13 protein-coding genes and 1 pseudogene are annotated in these 16,234 nt (G+C 71.1%); 5 read left to right on the top strand and 9 right to left on the bottom strand.

Annotation, left to right across the window (positions count from 1 at the left end; genetic code table 11):
• The 4 genes and pseudogenes from VGD44_RS04440 to VGD44_RS04425 all read left to right on the top strand — a co-directional run.
• Positions 1-444 (top strand): annotated as a pseudogene (locus tag VGD44_RS04440) (ABC transporter ATP-binding protein); the annotation flags it as partial.
• A gap of 628 nt (positions 445-1,072) precedes the next feature.
• A complete protein-coding gene (locus tag VGD44_RS04435) occupies positions 1,073-2,071 on the top strand; it encodes an ABC transporter substrate-binding protein (RefSeq protein ID WP_331084280.1) in 999 nt (332 codons plus the stop codon).
• 51 nt (positions 2,072-2,122) lie between these two features.
• A complete protein-coding gene (locus VGD44_RS04430; RefSeq protein ID WP_331084278.1) occupies positions 2,123-2,875 on the top strand; it encodes an ABC transporter ATP-binding protein in 753 nt (250 codons plus the stop codon).
• Positions 2,872-3,627, top strand: a complete 756-nt coding sequence (locus VGD44_RS04425) for an ABC transporter permease (protein ID WP_331084276.1) — start codon at positions 2,872-2,874, stop codon at positions 3,625-3,627. The genes VGD44_RS04430 and VGD44_RS04425 overlap by 4 nt, the downstream gene beginning before the upstream one ends.
• A 1-nt stretch (position 3,628) precedes the next feature.
• Here the strand turns inward: VGD44_RS04425 and VGD44_RS04420 are convergent, their stop codons facing one another.
• The 7 genes from VGD44_RS04420 to katG form a co-directional block, all read right to left on the bottom strand.
• Positions 3,629-4,288: a hypothetical protein gene (locus VGD44_RS04420; RefSeq protein ID WP_331084273.1), complete on the bottom strand. Its 660-nt coding sequence runs from the start codon at positions 4,286-4,288 to the stop codon at positions 3,629-3,631.
• Positions 4,289-4,397: 109 nt separating this feature from the next.
• Positions 4,398-5,762: a hypothetical protein gene (locus VGD44_RS04415; RefSeq protein ID WP_331084272.1), complete on the bottom strand. Its 1,365-nt coding sequence runs from the start codon at positions 5,760-5,762 to the stop codon at positions 4,398-4,400.
• Between the two features lie 407 nt (positions 5,763-6,169).
• Complete coding sequence (locus VGD44_RS04410) at positions 6,170-7,267, bottom strand: 3-deoxy-7-phosphoheptulonate synthase (protein WP_331084270.1); 1,098 nt, start codon at positions 7,265-7,267, stop codon at positions 6,170-6,172.
• Positions 7,268-7,810: 543 nt separating this feature from the next.
• Positions 7,811-8,530 (bottom strand): pseudouridine synthase, encoded by a 720-nt coding sequence (locus VGD44_RS04405; protein ID WP_331084282.1) that lies wholly within the window; start codon positions 8,528-8,530, stop codon positions 7,811-7,813.
• Positions 8,531-8,553: 23 nt separating this feature from the next.
• Positions 8,554-9,462 carry a class I SAM-dependent methyltransferase gene (locus VGD44_RS04400; protein WP_331084268.1) on the bottom strand — a complete coding sequence of 303 codons (909 nt, stop codon included), beginning with the start codon at positions 9,460-9,462 and terminating at the stop codon, positions 8,554-8,556.
• A gap of 93 nt (positions 9,463-9,555) precedes the next feature.
• Positions 9,556-11,163 (bottom strand): peptide chain release factor 3, encoded by a 1,608-nt coding sequence (locus tag VGD44_RS04395; RefSeq protein WP_331084266.1) that lies wholly within the window; start codon positions 11,161-11,163, stop codon positions 9,556-9,558.
• 105 nt (positions 11,164-11,268) lie between these two features.
• The gene (gene katG / locus VGD44_RS04390; protein ID WP_331084265.1) at positions 11,269-13,521 is read right to left on the bottom strand and encodes a catalase/peroxidase HPI; all 2,253 of its coding nucleotides are present in this window, start codon (positions 13,519-13,521) and stop codon (positions 11,269-11,271) included.
• Between the two features lie 230 nt (positions 13,522-13,751).
• Between katG and VGD44_RS04385 the strand changes: the two genes are divergently transcribed.
• Positions 13,752-15,101 carry an APC family permease gene (locus VGD44_RS04385; RefSeq protein ID WP_331084263.1) on the top strand — a complete coding sequence of 450 codons (1,350 nt, stop codon included), beginning with the start codon at positions 13,752-13,754 and terminating at the stop codon, positions 15,099-15,101.
• Here VGD44_RS04385 and minE read toward each other — a convergent pair.
• Together minE and minD are read right to left on the bottom strand one after the other, a co-directional pair.
• Complete coding sequence (gene minE, locus VGD44_RS04380; RefSeq protein ID WP_331084261.1) at positions 15,092-15,412, bottom strand: cell division topological specificity factor MinE; 321 nt, start codon at positions 15,410-15,412, stop codon at positions 15,092-15,094. The two genes, VGD44_RS04385 and minE, sit on opposite strands and share 10 nt — an antisense overlap.
• Positions 15,409-16,230, bottom strand: coding sequence for a septum site-determining protein MinD (gene minD / locus VGD44_RS04375; protein WP_331084259.1), 822 nt, complete (start codon positions 16,228-16,230; stop codon positions 15,409-15,411). Before minD ends, minE begins: the two co-directional genes overlap by 4 nt.
• Between the last annotated feature and the right edge of the window lie 4 nt (positions 16,231-16,234).

Raw genomic sequence — 16,234 nt, 5'->3', positions numbered from 1 at the left:
AGCCACGACCGCGACTTCATCGACCGGCTGGCGACGTCGACCATCGGACTGGACGGAACCGGGCGCGCGGTCGAGACACCGGGCGGCTGGCAGGACTTCGTGAGCCAGAACCCCGACTTCTTCGGCGGGCCGCCGAAGCTGGAGATCACCAAGGTCGCGGCCCCGAAGCCGGCGACCAAGCCGGCGGCGGCGAAAGCCATCACCAAGCTCTCGTTCAAGGACCAGCGGCGGCTGTCCGAGCTGGACGGGCTGATCCACGACCTGCCCGGCAAGATCGCGACGCTGGAGACGGCGCTGCACGATCCTGACCTCTACGCGCGCGATCCCGCGGGCTTCGACCGCTTCTCCAAGGCCCTGGAAACGGCGCGTGCGCAGCTGGCCGCGGCGGAGGAAGAGTGGCTGGAGCTGGAGGGGCGGCGCGAGGCCCTGGAAGCCGGCCGCTGAGGCCCCGATCCGGCTTTCCTGTGGACAGAATCAAGTTCTTGATTCGATGAGGCAAACGCCGCGCTTTCCGGCGGTTTTCAACAGTTTTGACACAGGCTTTTGACAGACCTGCGAAGCCGGGCCGGAGAAGCCCGCTTGCGTCATAAAAGCTTCAGGCGCACCGTTCTCTTGCCGACAGGAACTGCGGCGCGGCGGAGGGAGAGGCTGGCGACAGCGGACCCCCGAGCAAGCGAGCGGAGCGGCAGGGCGAAGGGAATGAAAACCGGGGCGACCCGGGCTTCTGAACCGGAGGTCTGGCGCCGGCGGTCAGGGAAAACAGCGGGGTGACCCGCAACCGCACTGACGGTTGGCCTAGAGGCGCAGATCCCCCAACGGATCTGTATGAGAGGGCGACGCTCCGGGAAACCGAGGCGCCGCCCTCTTGCTATTGGGCGCACGCCCAGACGCGCCCGAGGCGCTGCTTTCACCGCCAAGACGCCATGAACGCCAAGATGGGCGCCGCCGGGCCGTGGACAGGCATCGCACGCCTTGGCGTTCTTGGCGTCTTGGCGGTTGAATCGGCGCTGACGCGCCTTGGAAGCACGGCCGCAGCGCCCTACCCTCCGCGCCGCTCAGTCGAGGGTTCTTGATGAAAGTCCTGCGTACGCTCGCCATCGCCGCGGCCGCCCTGCTGGTCGCCTGCTCGCCGGCGAAGAAGGAAGAGGCCGCCGCGCCGTCCCCCGGCCAGCCGGTGACGATCCGCTTCGCGACCGACTGGAAGGCGCAGGCCGAGCACGGCGGGTTCTACCAGGCGCTGGCCTCGGGCGAGTACGCCAGGCGCGGGCTGAAGGTGGAGATCGTCCAGGGCGGGCCGGGCGTGAACGTGCCGCAGCTCCTGGCGTCGAACGCCGTCGAGCTGGGCATGGGCTCGAACAGCTTCATTGTCATGAACCTGGCCCAGGAGGGCGTGCCGGTGAAGGCGGTCGCCGCCTTCATGCAGAAGGACCCGCAGGTGCTCTTGGCCCACCCCGGCACGGGCGTGGAGAAGATCGCGGACCTGAAGGGTCATCCGATCCTGCTCTCCGACGCCTCGGTTACGGCGTTCTGGGTCTGGCTGAAGGCCAAGTACGGGTTCACCGACGACCAGGTGCGCAAGTACACCTTCAACGCCGCGCCCTTCCTGGCCGACAAGCGCGCCGCCCAGCAGGGCTACGTGACGAGCGAGCCCTACACGATCGAGAAGCAGGCCGGCGTTAAGCCGAAGGTGTTCCTGCTGGCCGACGAGGGCTACCCCGGCTACGCGACCATGGTGCTGGCGACCGACGGGCTGATCGCCAAGAACCCGGCGGCGGTGAAGGCCTTCGTGGAGGCCAGCGCCGTCGGCTGGCGCGACTACCTGAACGGCGACCCGACGGCCGCCGACGCGCTGATCCGCAAGGACAATCCCGAGATGACGCCCGACGTTCTGGCCCAGGCGCGGGAGAAACTGAAGAGCTACAGGATCGTCGACGGCGCCGAGGGACTGCCCCTGGGCGCGATGACCGACGCGCGGTGGCAGGCCTTCTTCGACGTGGCGGCGGCGCAGGGAGTCTATCCGAAGACGCTCGATCCGAAGAAGGCCTACACGCTGGAGTTCGTGGGCAAGTGAGCGTGGCGGAGCGGCCCCGTGCCTCCCCCGCTTCGCAGAGGAGGTACTGGGGTGACCGTCGCTTCCCTTCGCGACGTCGAGGTCGATTATGACCGGGGCCGGGCGCTGGGGCCGGTGAGCCTGGCGGTGGCGGCGGGCGAGGCGGTGGCGCTGGTGGGGCCGTCGGGGTGCGGCAAGTCGACGGCGCTGCGGCTCCTCGCCGGGCTGGAGGCGCCGGCGCGGGGGTCCGTCGAGCGGGCCGCCGGGCGCGGTGAGACGGCGGTGGTGTTCCAGGCGCCGACCCTGGCGCCCTGGCTCTCGGCGCGGGCCAATGTGGCCCTGCCGCTGGAGCTCGCCGGCGTGGCGAAGAGCGAGGCGCTGGCGCGGGCGAATGCGGCGCTGGACCGCGTGGGCCTGGCCGCCGCAAAGGACGCGCGGCCGGCGCAGCTCTCGGGCGGCATGGCGATGCGGGTGTCGCTGGCCCGCGCCCTGGTGACGGAGCCGCGGCTGCTGCTGCTCGACGAGCCGTTCGCGGCGCTGGACGAGATCACCCGGCGTACGCTGGCCGACGACGTGCTGGCGCTGTGGGCGACATCGAAGCCGGCCATCGTGTTCGTGACCCACAACGTCGAGGAGGCCGTCTACATGGCCTCGCGCGTGGTGGTGATGACCCGCGGGCCGGGCCGCATCGCCGCCGAGTTCCCGGTCGAAGGGCCCATGCCGCGGCCGGCGCACTTTCGCAACACGCCTTCGTTCCGCAGCACGGCCGAGGCCGTATCGGACGCCCTGGCGCAGGGGATCGCGGCAGGGGGGATCGCGGCATGAGCCGGCTGGCGCCCCTCGTCCTCGTTGCCCTGCTGCTCGCGGCTTGGGAGCTCGCCTGCCGCGCGCTGGAGATCGCGCCCTACCTTCTGCCGCCGCCGTCGGCCGTGGCCGTGGCGCTCAAGGACCACTTCCCGACCCTGGTGACCGCCGCCTGGAGCACGCTCGCCGTCGCCCTGATCGCTCTGGTGGTCGCAAGCGTGATCGCCCAGGCGCTGGCGCTGATGACGGCGCTCTCGCCCATCCTGGATCGCGCGATCCGCCCGCTGGCCTCGGTGGTGCAGGTGACGCCGGTGGTGGCGCTGGCCCCGCTGGTGCTGATCTGGGCCGGGCTCGACCATCCCCAGAACGCGCTGGTGGTGCTGGCGGTGCTGGTGGCGTTCTTCCCGATCTTCTCGGGCGCGGCGGCGGGCCTGCGCTCGGCCGATCCCGACCTCGAGCGGCTGTTCGCGCTCTACGGCGCGAGCCGCTGGCAACGGGTGGCGCGGCTGCGGCTGCCGTCGGCCGTGCCGTTCCTGCTGGAGGGCCACAAGGTGGGCGCGGGCCTGGCGCTGATAGGGGCCGTCGTGGCCGAGTTCAGCGCCGGCTCCGGCAAGGTGCAGGGCCTGGCGTGGCAGATCCTGGACGCCGGCAACAAGCTGCAGACGGCGCGGATGATCGCGGCCCTTGTGGTGCTGGGCGCCATGGGCGTGGCGCTGCACGCGCTGCTCGAAGCGGTCGAGCGCGTGGGCCTGAAATGGTGGCGGGGCCGGTAGCCTAGCGGGCGGCCTGAGCCACCGGCTTCAGGTCGAACCGCACCGGCACGCGGACCTTGGCGCCGACCGTGGGCGTGGCCTCGCCGCTGAGCGGGCCGACCTGGAACCTGGGGGCCAGCGTCAGGATGGCGGGGCCGAAGCCCTGGCCGGCCGGCTCCTCGCGGTCGACCACGCAGCCGGTCAGGCTGCCGCCCGGCTGGACCTCGCAGACCAGGGTGACGCGGGCGTTGTTCGGGCCGCCTTCCGTCTTTGGGACGACCGCCTGGATCTCGCCGACCGTGGGCACTGCTGTCCAGACCGGCGTCTTGACGGTGTAGCTGGGGCCCTTGGCGAGCTCGGCCGGGAAGCCCACGGGAACGCGCACCTCGTCGTTCTTGGCGACGCCGGCGGCGCGCATCTTCTGCTCGGCGAGCTTGCGGGCTGCGGCGCCGAACCCATAGCCGCGCGGGGTCTCGTTGATGACCTCGCAGTCGGTCATCCCGCCGCCGCGGGCGGCCGTGCACATCAGTTCCACGCCCCCGCCTATGCCCGCCGCCTTGGCCTTCTCCGGGAAGGCCGCGGCGACTTCGGGGGCCGTGGGCGCGGCGATCCAGGCGGTCTGGGCGAGGGCGGGCGCCGCGCAAAGCGCGGCGGCGGAAGCAAGCGCAAGCGTACGGAACATCGGTCGGCCTCCTGCTGTCACGCCAGCTTGCGCACTGTTACCCCGGCCGCAAGATCGATGCGACAAGCGGCGGTCAGGGTCCGGGCAACGCGTGGCCCCTGAGAGGGCGTCAGCTGTCGACGTGGGTGGAGAGGCGCTCGACGGCGTCGTAGGCCAGAACCGAGAGCGAGCGCAGGCCGTGGTCGGCGAAGACGTCGAGGGCGACGTCCAGCGCCATCAGGGCGGCGGCGCGTTCGCCGTTCTCGACGCCGGTCATGGCGATGCGAGCCTCGTAGAGGCGCGCCAGATGCAGCTGCGCCAGCGCCCAGCCCACCGGATCGCGCCGGGGCGAGAGGTTGGCGAGCTCCACCTTCATGGCCGTCTCGGCGGCGTCCAGCACGGCGCGGTCGCCGGTGATCTCGGCCTGGCGGGCGAGGCAGACGGCGCGGGCGCCGGCGGTCTGGCCGCGGAGCGGCAGCGTCGGCGTGTCCTTCAGCACCACCGCGGCGCGGTCGTAGCAGCTGACGGCGTGCTCGAAGGCGCGGGCGTCGTTGGACGTCTCGCCCAGCGCCTGCAGCGCCTGGGCCAGCGTCACCTGCGTGCGGGCCCAGTCGAGCGGGCTGTGGTCGCGGGTCAGGTTGTCGAGCGCCAGCGCCAGGGCGCCCGCGCCGGCGGCCAGGGCGTCGACGTCGCCGACGGTCTCGCCGCGCAAAGCCAGCGACTGACCGTGCATGATCTTGGCGCGCGCCCAGGTGAGCGGCTCGTAGGCGTTGTCCAGGCGATCGCCGGCGGTGACCGCCTCGCGGGCGGCCATGTCCAGCAGGTCGCCGTCCTTCAGCCGCGCGCCCCAGCCGCACAGGAGGTCGGCGCGGATCAGGCGAGCCTCGGCCGCGAGCGCCCGGGCGGCGGTGACGCGCTTGGCGATGGCGTCGAGGGCCATGATCGGGGCGTTGAAGCGCTGGGCGAACTCGCGGGCCTGGTCGGCGTCGGCGCTGTCGAGCATCCGGCGACCCTCGATGGCCAGCAGGCCCACGTCGGCGAGCGGCGCGGCGAGGCCGCCGCGTACGCTGGAGCGGGCGTCCTTGAAGGCGACCTCGGCGGCGGCGTTCAGGCCGGGGTCGCCGAAGATCTCCGCGCCCAGCAGCGCGCAGAAGGCCTGTTCGCAGCGGGCGCGGGCCCAGCCGTCCTTGCGATGGGCGGCCTCGAAGCCGGCGGCGGCGGTCTCGGCGCCGGCGGCGGCCTTGCGCAGCGCCACGGCGTCACCGGTGCGGCGGGCGACCTCGCGCCAGACGATGGCCGCCTCCAGACGACGCCGCGGCTTGTCCTTGGCGCTGATCCGGCCGGCGGCGACGTCGGCCGCCTTGGCTTCCTGCGCCAGCAGTTGGGAATCCAGCAACTCGAGAAGGGAAGAGTCCCCGCCTGTGAGCCCATCGGTGATGGGCCTGACCCGCTCGGGTGAAAAGAAGCGTCGCAGTTCCCGACCCAACTCGAACATGACCTGCTCCGGCCCCGTCGGCGTCCCACTGTGGAACGCCCCTCACAGATGCTGTCGAGTCAGAGCAAACCCGGAGCCGAGCGCCTTAACAACCCCTTAATTTCTTTGGCATGGTTAACAAGACGAAGAAAACCGCCCAATAAAACAAAGATTTGATCGCCGATTTTGTTAACCATTAGGGCTGATTGGCGCGTCGTCGTCCAGCGGTAGGAGCCCACCAGCCGCCCGGCCAACCTATTCCGCCGTCATCCCGCGGCTTGTCCGCGGGACCCATTCCTCAGCGTGACGCGCCGTGGAAGAGGGCCGCCCGGTGTGGCCGCCCCAAAGCTTCGCGGCGGCCACACCATGGATCCCGCGGACAAGCCGCGGGACGACGCGGAGGGGCAAGATGTCGGCACGCCCGCGCCTCACGCCGAGACGCGCAGCTTCCCCTCGCCGATCCGCCCCACCGCCTCGCGCCGGGCGCGGACGCCGGCGGCCAGGGCGTCCAGCACCTCGACCGAGGCCGCCCAGTCGATGCAGGCGTCGGTAATGGACTGGCCGTAGGTCAGGGGGCGGCCCGCGACGAGGTCTTGGCGGCCGGCGACCAGGTGGCTCTCGACCATCGCGCCCATGATCCGTTCCTGGCCGGCGGCCAGTTGAGCGCACAGGTCGGCGACGACCTTGGGCTGGTTCTCGTGGTTCTTGGACGAGTTGGCATGGCTCGCGTCCACCATCACCCGCTCGCGAAGGCCCGCACGGGCGAGCTCCGCCCCGGCGGACGCGATGCTGGCGCCGTCGTAGTTGGGATGCTTGCCGCCGCGCAGCACGACGTGGCAGTCGCCGTTGCCCGCCGTGGCGGCGATGGCGGCCCGGCCCTCGCGGGTCACGGCCAGGAAATGGTGCGGCTGGGCGGCGGCCAGCACCGCGTCCACGGCGATCTTCACGTCGCCGTTCGTGCCATTCTTGAACCCGACGGCGCAGGAGAGGCCAGACGCCATCTCGCGGTGAATCTGGCTCTCCGTGGTGCGCGCGCCGATGCAGCCCCAGGCCACGAGGTCGGCGATGTACTGCGGGGTGGTCACGTCCAGGAACTCGCAGGCCGCCGGAAGGCCCAGCGCGTTGACGTCGATCAGCAGACGGCGCGCCAGCCGCAGGCCGTCGTTGATGCGGAAACCGCCGTCGAGGCCGGGATCGTTGATGAGGCCCTTCCAGCCCACCGTGGTCCGCGGCTTCTCGAAGTAGACCCGCATCAGGATCTCGAGGTCGGGGAGATGGCGCCGGCGGACCTCGGCCAGGCGGCGCGCGTAGTCCATGGCCGCCACGGGATCGTGGATCGAGCAGGGGCCGATCACCACGACCAGACGGTCGTCCTCGCCGGTCAGGATGCGGTGGATGGCGGTGCGGGCCTCGCCCACCACCTCCGAAATCATCGAGGTGGCGGGCGCCTCGCCGATCACCTGGGACGGTGGGCTGAGCGCGTCGAGGCGCTGGATGCGGGTGTCGGCGGTAGGTCTGGGCTGCACGGCGGTCTCCTGAAGGTGTGGAGGGCGGCGGCCATGAAAAAAGCCGCCAGGTCCCTGGCGGCTTGGGAAGGGTGTCGGTCTGATGGTCGGTCAGGCCAAACGATCCTCCGCCGGCGCCAGGGGCGTCGGTTCGCCGAAATACCAAAAGTAGGTCGTGGCGAAGGAGGTCATCGCGGGCCTTGTACCGGCGCCGCGCCGGCTTGTCACCCCTGGGCGGGTCCCCCGAGCTCTCCCCCGGACCGCAGGCCACGCCCTGCGACGGTACCCACCGCGTCGCCGGCCTGGCCCAAGCCCGGCGGGTGCAGGCCCGCACGAGAGAGCTCGGGGAGGTTCGAGCGGCCACACGGCCCCTCGCCGCGGTCCGGGGGCGGACCGCTGCTATGGGATCGGGGGTGCAGGCCAGTTGTCGGGCCGCCCACACCCACGGAACGCCGAACCGCCTGCAGTAGAGCTTCCAAGGGCGGCGCCCGACAGAGTTGTGAACCGATCAGAGTCCGAGCGCGGGGCGATCTGTCGCCAAGCTCGGGGCGCTCGGGCGGATCGTCAGGCGAAGATGGCGGCCTGCTCGTCGGCCGTGAGGATGCGCCACTGGCCGGGCTCGAGGTCGTCGGGCAGGGACAGGCCGCCGATCCGGTCGCGATGCAGGGCGGTCACGTGGTTGCCCACGGCGGCGAACATGCGGCGGACCTGGTGGTAGCGGCCCTCGGTGATGGTGAGATGCGCGCGGTGGGCGTCGATCGGCTCCAGCAGGGCCACCGCCAGCGGGTCCGTCTCGCCGTCGAGCATCAGGGCGCCGGAGGCGAAGGCCTGGGCCTCGTGGCCTTCGAGGGGGCGGTCGAGGGTGGCGAGATAGCGCTTGGCGACGTGACTCCTCGGCGAGATCACCCGGTGGAGGAATGGCCCGTCGTCGGTGATCAGCAGAAGGCCGGTGGTGTCCTTGTCGAGGCGGCCGATGGTCGAGAGCCCGGGCATGCGGGCGCGCCAGCGGCGGGGCAGGAGCTCGTAGACGCTGCGGCCGGGCTCCTTGTGCGAGCAGACCACGTCCAGCGGCTTGTGCATCAGGATGGTCAGCGGCGCGGGCGGGTCGACCGGCTTGTCGACGACGGTCATCCGGGCCGGCAGGTCGGGCGCGACCGGGACCTTGGCGGCGGCGTCCTTCAGCACCACGCCGTCGAGGACGACCTGCTTGTGGGCCACGAGCTGGGCGATCTCGCGCCGGGAGCCATAGCCGAGGTTGGCCAGCAGGCGGTCGAGCCGGGCCATGGGGACCTTTTGGGGCGTCTTGGTCACTTGCGGGCCTCCACGACCTTGTAGCCGCCGGTCTCGGACTTCACGTCCACGCGGGCGAAGGCCTCCTTCAGCGCCGCCTCGTACGGCAGATGCCGGTTGGCGACCAGCCAGCAGACGCCGCCCTTCTTGAGCAGCCGCGCGGCGGTGCGGACGAAGGCGACGCCCAGGTCCCGGTCCTCGGCCCCGCCGTCGTGGAAGGGCGGGTTCATGACCACGAAGTCGAGGTCGGCGAGGCTGTCGTCGACGCGGCGCACGTCGGCCCAGCGGACCGTGACGCGCGGGTCGTCGAGGTTGTGCTCGGCGCAGGCGACCGCGCGGCGGTCGACGTCGATGCAGGTCAGCGCAGTCACGGCGGGCGAGGCCAGCACCCGGGTCGCCAGCACGCCGACGCCGCAGCCCAGGTCGGCCCCGCGGCCGGCGAGCGGCGGGAGCGCGGCCAGGAGCTGGGCGCTACCGGGGTCGACGCGGTCCCAGCTGAACACGCCGGGCTGCGACCAGAGGCCTCCGAGCGCGGGCAGGACCCGCGGCGCGCCGGCGGCGATGGCCTCGGCGATGCCTGTGGGTTCGGCCGGTCGCTGCACGTGGCAGAAGCGGTGGTGGCGACGCGCGTCCTCGGCGACCGCACAGCCGAACCGCTCCAGCGCCTTCTTCAGGCGCGAGCCGCCCTTGTCCTTGGGCGCGAAGGCGGTGAGCTGCGCGCCAGGGTTCAGCGCGCGGAGCGCCTGGGCGAGCACGTAGTCGCGCTCCAGCGTGCCGCCGGGGGCCAGCACGAGCGCGCGGTGGGCGCTTGCCTCAGGCCACGCGGCGAGGTCGTCCGATCCCGGGACCAACGGCGAGACCTGGACCGCACCCGCCGGAACGTCGACGAGGCCGGGCGCGGGAAGCCCGTAGAGGAGGACGGTCATCGCGCCATGCCCCTCCAACACTTGTCATCCCGGTTTTGACCGCAGGCCAAAGACCGGGAGCGAGAAGGATGGCGCTCGCCGCAGCCCACGCCCTTACGCCCGTTCCTTCGACCGTTCGAAGCGGACCTTCGGGAAGCGCTCGGAGACGTAGCCGACCTCCCAGGCCGACTTGGCGAGGAAGACGGGCTGCTCGTCGATGTCGGCGCCCATGCCGCCGCGGTGCTTGCCCATGAAGTCCTCGAGGTCGGCGCGTTCGCCGACGATCCAGCGGGCCTCGGCGAACGGGCTGGCTTCGAAGATCACGTCCAGCTGGTATTCCTCGCGCAGGCGGTCGGCCATGACCTCGAACTGGAGTTGCCCCACGGCGCCCACGATGAAGTCGGCGCCGAGGCTCGGGCGGAACAGCTGGGTGACGCCCTCCTCCGCCAAACTCTCAAGCGCCTTCTTCAGGTGCTTGGCCTTCAGCGGGTCTTTCACGCGGACGCGCTGGAGGATTTCCGGGGCGAAGTTGGGCAGGCCCGCGAAGCGCAGCGTCCCGCTCTCGGACAGGCTGTCGCCCACCCTGAGCACGCCGTGGTTCGGGATGCCGATCACGTCGCCGGCGTAGGCGTCCTCGGCGAGCTCGCGGTCCGAGGCGAAGAACATCATCGGCGCGTTCACGGAAAGCTGCTTGCCGGTGTTCTGCACCTTCAGCTTCATGCCGCGGACGAAGCGGCCCGAACAGAGCTTGAGGAAGGCGATCCGGTCGCGGTGGTTGGGGTCCATGTTCGCCTGGACCTTGAACACGAAGCCGGTGACCTCGCGGTCGCCTGGCGCGACGTGCGTCTCCTCGGCGCCCTTCTTCGCGGCCACCACCTTGGGCGGCGGCGCGTAGGCGCCCAGGCCCTCCAGCAGCTGGTCGACGCCGAAGTGGCGCAGCGCCGAGCCGAAGAAGACCGGGGTCATGTGGCCTTCCAGGAACGACTGCGGGTCGAAGGCCTTGAGGCCGCCCATGGCGAGCTCTGCGTTCTCGCTGAGCTCCTCCTGCTCGTCCGGGTCCAGGTAGCTGACGACGGCGTTGCCTTTGAACGGCACCGCGGGCGGATGGCCCTCGTCCTCTTCCGGTCCGCCGCCGCCCCGCTTCTGGAACGGCAGGAACTGGTCGCGGCGCAGGTCGAGCATGCCCTTGAATCGGCCGCCCGAACCGGCGGGCCAGTAGAGCGGCGACGGGTCCAGCGCGAGCTTGGAGTGGACCTCGTCCAAGAGTTCGAACGGGTCCTGCGCCTCGCGGTCCATCTTGTTGATGAAGGTGACGATCGGGATGTCGCGCATCCGGCAGACCTCGAACAGCTTCAGGGTCTGCGGCTCGATGCCCTTGGCGGCGTCCAGCACCATGACCGCGGCGTCGGCGGCGGTCAGCGTGCGGTAGGTGTCTTCCGAAAAGTCCTCGTGGCCCGGGGTGTCCAGGAGGTTGAACATCAGGCCGTCGTGGTCGAACGTCATCACCGAGGCCGAGACGGATATGCCCCGCTCGCGCTCGATCTTCATCCAGTCCGACCGGGTGCGGCGGTTCTCGCCGCGCGCACGCACGGCGCCGGCCGCCCGGATCGCGCCGCCGGCCAGCAGCAGGTTCTCGGTGAGCGTCGTCTTGCCGGCGTCAGGGTGGGAGATGATGGCAAAGGTGCGCCGGCGTGCGGCCTCGGCGGCGGGAGAGGTGCTCATGGCGGGGGCGCCTATCACGCCCGCCGCGAGCGCGGAAGCGAGACGAGGTCGCGGCCGCGTCCGCCCTGCCCCGGCATTGCGGGCCGAAGCAGGGCGGTTCAGGCGTTAGGCGGCTTCGCTATGCCGCCGGGCGCGCGGCAGGTCGAAGCGGTCGGCGTTCATGACCCGGGTCCAGGCGGCCACGAAGTCGCGGACGAACTTCTCGCCCGCGTCCGCCGAGGCGTAGACCTCGCTCAGCGCGCGCAGCTGCGCGTTCGCGCCGAAGGCCAGGTCGGTCCGGGTGGCCGTCCACCTCGGCTGGTCGGTCTTGCGATCCGTGCCGACGAAGGTCTCGTCGCCGCTGCCGTCGACCTGCTTCCACGCCGTGCCCATGTCGAGCAGGTTGACGAAGAAATCGTTGGTGAGCTTGCCCGGACGGTCCGTGAAGACGCCGTCCTTGGAGCCGCCATAGTTGGCGCCCAGCACGCGGAGGCCTCCCAGCAGCGCGGTCATCTGCGGGGCCGTGAGGCCGAGCAGTTGGGCGCGGTCGACGAGCAGCTCCTCGGTGGGGACGCTGAAGCGGGTCTCCAGGTAGTTGCGGAAGCCGTCGGCGCGGGGCTTCAGCACCTCGAAGCTGGCCGCGTCGGTCTGCTCGGCCGTCGCGTCGGCTCGGCCCGGCGTGAAGGGGACACCCACGTCGAAGCCGGCGTCCTTCGCCGCCTTGGCGACCGCCGCCGCGCCGCCCAGCACGATCAGGTCCGCAAGGCTGATCTTCTTGCCGCCACCGGCGGAGGCGTCGAAGTCGGCCTTGATCCCTTCCAGGACCTTGAGCACGCGGGCGAGCTCCTTGGGCTCGTTGACCTCCCAGTCCTTCTGCGGGGCCAGTCGGATGCGGGCGCCGTTGGCGCCGCCCCGGCGGTCGGAACCGCGGTAGGTGCTGGCCGAAGCCCAGGCGGTCTTGACGAGGTCGGAGATCGAGAGGCCGGAGGCGAGCACCTTCTCCTTCAGCGCCTTGATGTCGGCGGCGTCGACCAGCGGGTGGTCGACGGCCGGGATCGGGTCCTGCCAGATCAGGTCCTCGTCCGGCACCTCGGGGCCGAGGTAGCGGACCTTGGGGCCCATGTCGCGGTGAGTCAGCTTGAACCAGGCGCGGGCGAAGGAGTCGGCGAACTGGTCGGGGTTCTTGTAGAACCGCTCGGCGATCTCGCGATACTTCGGGTCCATCTTGAAGGCCATGTCGGCCGTGGTCATCAGCGTCGGCACGCGGCGGTCGGGGCTGTGCGCGCCCGGCGCCATGTCTTCCGGCTTCTGGTTGATCGGCTGCCACTGCCAGGCGCCGGCGGGGCTCTTCACCAGCTCGTACTCGTACTCCAGCAGCATGCGGAAGTAGTTCATCGACCACTTGATCGGCGTGGGCGTCCAGGAGCCCTCGATGCCGCTGGTGATGGTGTGGTCGGCCATCCCGCTCTCGTGCCCGCTATGCCAGCCGAGGCCCTGCTGGGCGATGTCGGCGCCCTCGGGCTCGGCGCCGATCTTCGAGGCGTCGCCCGCGCCGTGGCACTTACCGAAGGTGTGGCCGCCGGCCGTGAGCGCGAGCGTCTCCTCGTCGTTCATGGCCATGCGCGAGAACGTCTCGCGGATGTCGCGCGCCGACTTCAGCGGATCGGGATTGCCGCCCGGGCCTTCCGGATTGACGTAGATCAGGCCCATCTGGATGGCCGCCAGCGGGTTCTCGAGCGCGCGGCCGGCCTCCTCGTCGATGCGGGTCGGACTGCCCTGGTTCACCCACTTCTCCTCGGTGCCCCAGTAGATGTCCCTGGCGGGCTCCCAGATGTCGGCGCGACCGCCGCCGAAGCCGAACGTTGGGCCGCCCATGGACTCGATGGCGACGTTGCCGGCCAGGATCATCAGGTCGGCCCAGGAGAGCTTGGAGCCGTACTTCTGCTTTATCGGCCAGAGCAGGCGGCGCGCCTTGTCCAGGTTGGCGTTGTCCGGCCAGCTGTTGAGCGGCGCGAAGCGCTGGCCGCCCGATGACGAGCCGCCGCGGCCGTCGCCGATGCGGTAGGTGCCGGCGCTGTGCCAGGCCATGCGGATGAAGAACGGGCCGTAGTGGCCGTAGTCGGCCGGCCACCAGGGCTGGCTGTCGGTCATCAGCGCGGTGAGGTCACGCTTCACCGCCGCGTAGTCGAGCGTCTTGAACGCCTCGGCGTAGTCGTAGGTGTCGCCCATCGGGTCGCCGTGGGCGCCGTGCTGGTGAAGGATGTCCAGCGACAGCTGGTTGGGCCACCAGTCGCGGTTGGTGCGGCCCAGGAGCGTCCTGAGCGCGGCCGGTCCGCGGGCTGAGTCAGAAAGCGGACTGCGGGGGGCTGCGTCGTCCATCTCGTTCCTCCGTCGGTCGCGGTGATGGCGACCGTTGGCCCAACGCTAGGCCTCCGGAGGGAGCTATACAAAATGATATGCCCTATGCCCGGGAACGGGAAAATCTATGGAACTCAAACGGGGCCCAGGCTGATTGCCGCCTGTCGAGAAACCCGGCGTCGGTCAACCCCCGGTGTCTAGCGGCGCACGCGTAACGATGTTCTCTGCATGGAGGCATCGGGGGGCAGGCGATGGCGGTCGAGGCGAGTGTCCTGGCGCGGCCGCGCCCAACGCGCGGCGAGCTCTTGCGGGTGCTGGGCCTCGGCTTCGGCGTCGCCGTGGTGGTCGGCGGAGTCGTGGGCCAGGGGATACTGCGGACCCCGGGCATCGTCGCGGGCGCCCTGCACGATCCGGTCTGGATTCTCTCCGCCTGGGCCCTCGTCGGCGTGTTCACGATGATCGACGCCTTCGCCCTGGTCGAGCTGGGCGCGTCCGTGCCTCGCGCCGGCGGCCCCTATGTGTTCGCCGAGCGGGCTTTCGGGCGCACCGCCGGCGCCGTGGTCGGGTGGAGCGACTGGCTGAACCTGATCGTCGCCATGGCCTTCATTTCGGTCGTGCTGGCGGAGTACGGCCAGCGCCTCGGGTTCCTGGCCACACTTCCGACCGGCGCCCTGGCCGTCACCGCGATCGCCGTCTGCTGCCTGATCAACTGGCTGGGCACCCATACGAGCGGACTGACCCAGAGCATCGGCAGCGCCCTGAAGGCCGTGGGCCTGCTGGCGCTCGTCGGACTCTGCTTCGCGGCGCCCGGTGTGACGGCGGCGGCCCCGCCCGTCATCGTCGACCATCCGGCGGTCACCCTGGCGGCCCTCGCCATCGCGATGCGCGCCATCCTGAACACCTATTCGGGTTGGAACACCTGCGCGTACTTCTGCGAGGAGGTCCATCGGCCCGAGAAGAACCTGGCGCGCGCGACCTTCACCGGGATCGCCGTGGTGACGGGGCTGTACCTGCTGGTGAACGCCGGCCTGCTGCACGCGCTCACGCCCGATCAGATCGCCGCCAGCAAGCTGCCTGTCGCCGACGCCGTCGCAACCGTGCTGGGACCCGGCGGCGCTGCGGCGACCACGGCCTTTGCCGTGCTCTCGGTCGCTGCGATCGCCAACCTGACCGTGATGCAGACGCCGCGGATCGCGTTCGGCATGGCCCGCAGCGGCATCCTGCCCCGGTTCCTCGCCCGGGTCGGACCGTCCGGCACGCCGACCACCGCCTTGCTGGTGAGCGCCGGGATCGGGGCGGCGCTGGCCTCGAGCGGCGCCTACGTGCCGCTGATGGCCGTCGGCGCGACGATCGCGATCCTGGTCAATATCTCGGTGGACGTCTCCGCGCTCGGCTTGCGGCGCAAGGAGCCCGACCTGCCGCGGCCCTACCGGATGCCGCTGTTCCCGCTGCCACCGCTGGCGGGCATCGCCATCAACGTCGCCGTGCTGGCGGCGCTGGTCTCGGAGGAGCCGGTGACCACGCTGACGGGCTTCCTGGCGCCGACCCTGGCGGCGATCGCCTACCTCGTCATCAAGCGCTTCGCGCCGCGTCAGGTCTGAGGCGATGCGGCCCGGGCTGTGCGCCGTCGGCGGGCAGGCGCAGGCGCAATCGTCGCTTCCGCGAGCGCCGTGTCGGGCATCTCGACGTCGATCTCGAGGGTCGAGACCTGGTGGCCGCGGTCCAGCTTCACCATCACCCGGTCGCGGTCGATGGGGATGTGACGGGCGATGACCTCGAGGATCTCCTGCTTGAGAACGGCGGCCAGGTCCGCGCCGCCCGTGAGCGCGCGCTCGTGCGCCAGGAGGACCTGGAGCCGCTCCCGGGCCACGGGCGCCGAACGGCGGCGGGTGAAGAGGTCGAGGAGGCTCATGCGGCGGCCTTCCTGCCGAACAGGCGGGCCATGAGCCCCGGCTTCTCGGCCCTCGGCGTACGCATGGCGATCGTCTCGCCCATCAGCCGCCGGGCCGCGTCGTCGTAGGCGCGGGCGGCGGCAGAGGTCGGATTGTGCAGCGTGATCGGGCAGCCGAGGTTCGACGCGGTGAGCACGTCGGGGCTCTCCTGCACGATCCCCAGCAGCGGGATCGCCAGGATCTCCAACACGTCGTCGACACTCATCATCTCGCCGCGGGCCGCGCGGGCGGCGTCGAAGCGGGTGAGCAGGAGCTGCTTCTCGATCCGGTCGCCGGCCTCGGCGCGACGGGTCTTGGAGTCCAGCATGCCGATGATGCGGTCGGAATCGCGCACCGAGGAGACCTCGGGGTTGGTGACCACCACCGCGGTGTCGGCGTAGCGCATGGCCAGCGTGGCGCCCTTCTCGATGCCGGCGGGGCTGTCGCAGATGATCCAGTCGAAGCTCTCCCGCAGCTCATCGATCACCTTGCCGACGCCCTCTTCGGTGAGCGCATCCTTGTCGCGGGTCTGGGACGCCGGCAGCAGGGCCAGGTTCTCCAGCCGCTTGTCGCGGATCAGGGCCTGCGGGAGCTTGGCGTCGCCCTGCACCACGTTGACCAGGTCGAAAACCACGCGGCGCTCGGCGCCCATGACGAGGTCGAGGTTGCGCAGGCCGACGTCGAAGTCGATCACGACGGTCTTGTGGCCGGCGCGGGCCAGCGAGGCGCCCAGGGAGGCGGAGGTGGTGGTCTTACCGACCCCGCCCTTGCCGGAGGTGACGACGACGACGTTGGACATGCAG

Origin of the sequence: Phenylobacterium sp. (assembly GCF_036402295.1) — a bacterium.
In the GTDB taxonomy this organism is placed as follows: Bacteria; Pseudomonadota; Alphaproteobacteria; order Caulobacterales; family Caulobacteraceae; genus Phenylobacterium.
The sequence above is the reverse complement of the archived record's forward strand: the minus strand, read 5'-3'. Positions and strand labels throughout refer to the sequence as shown.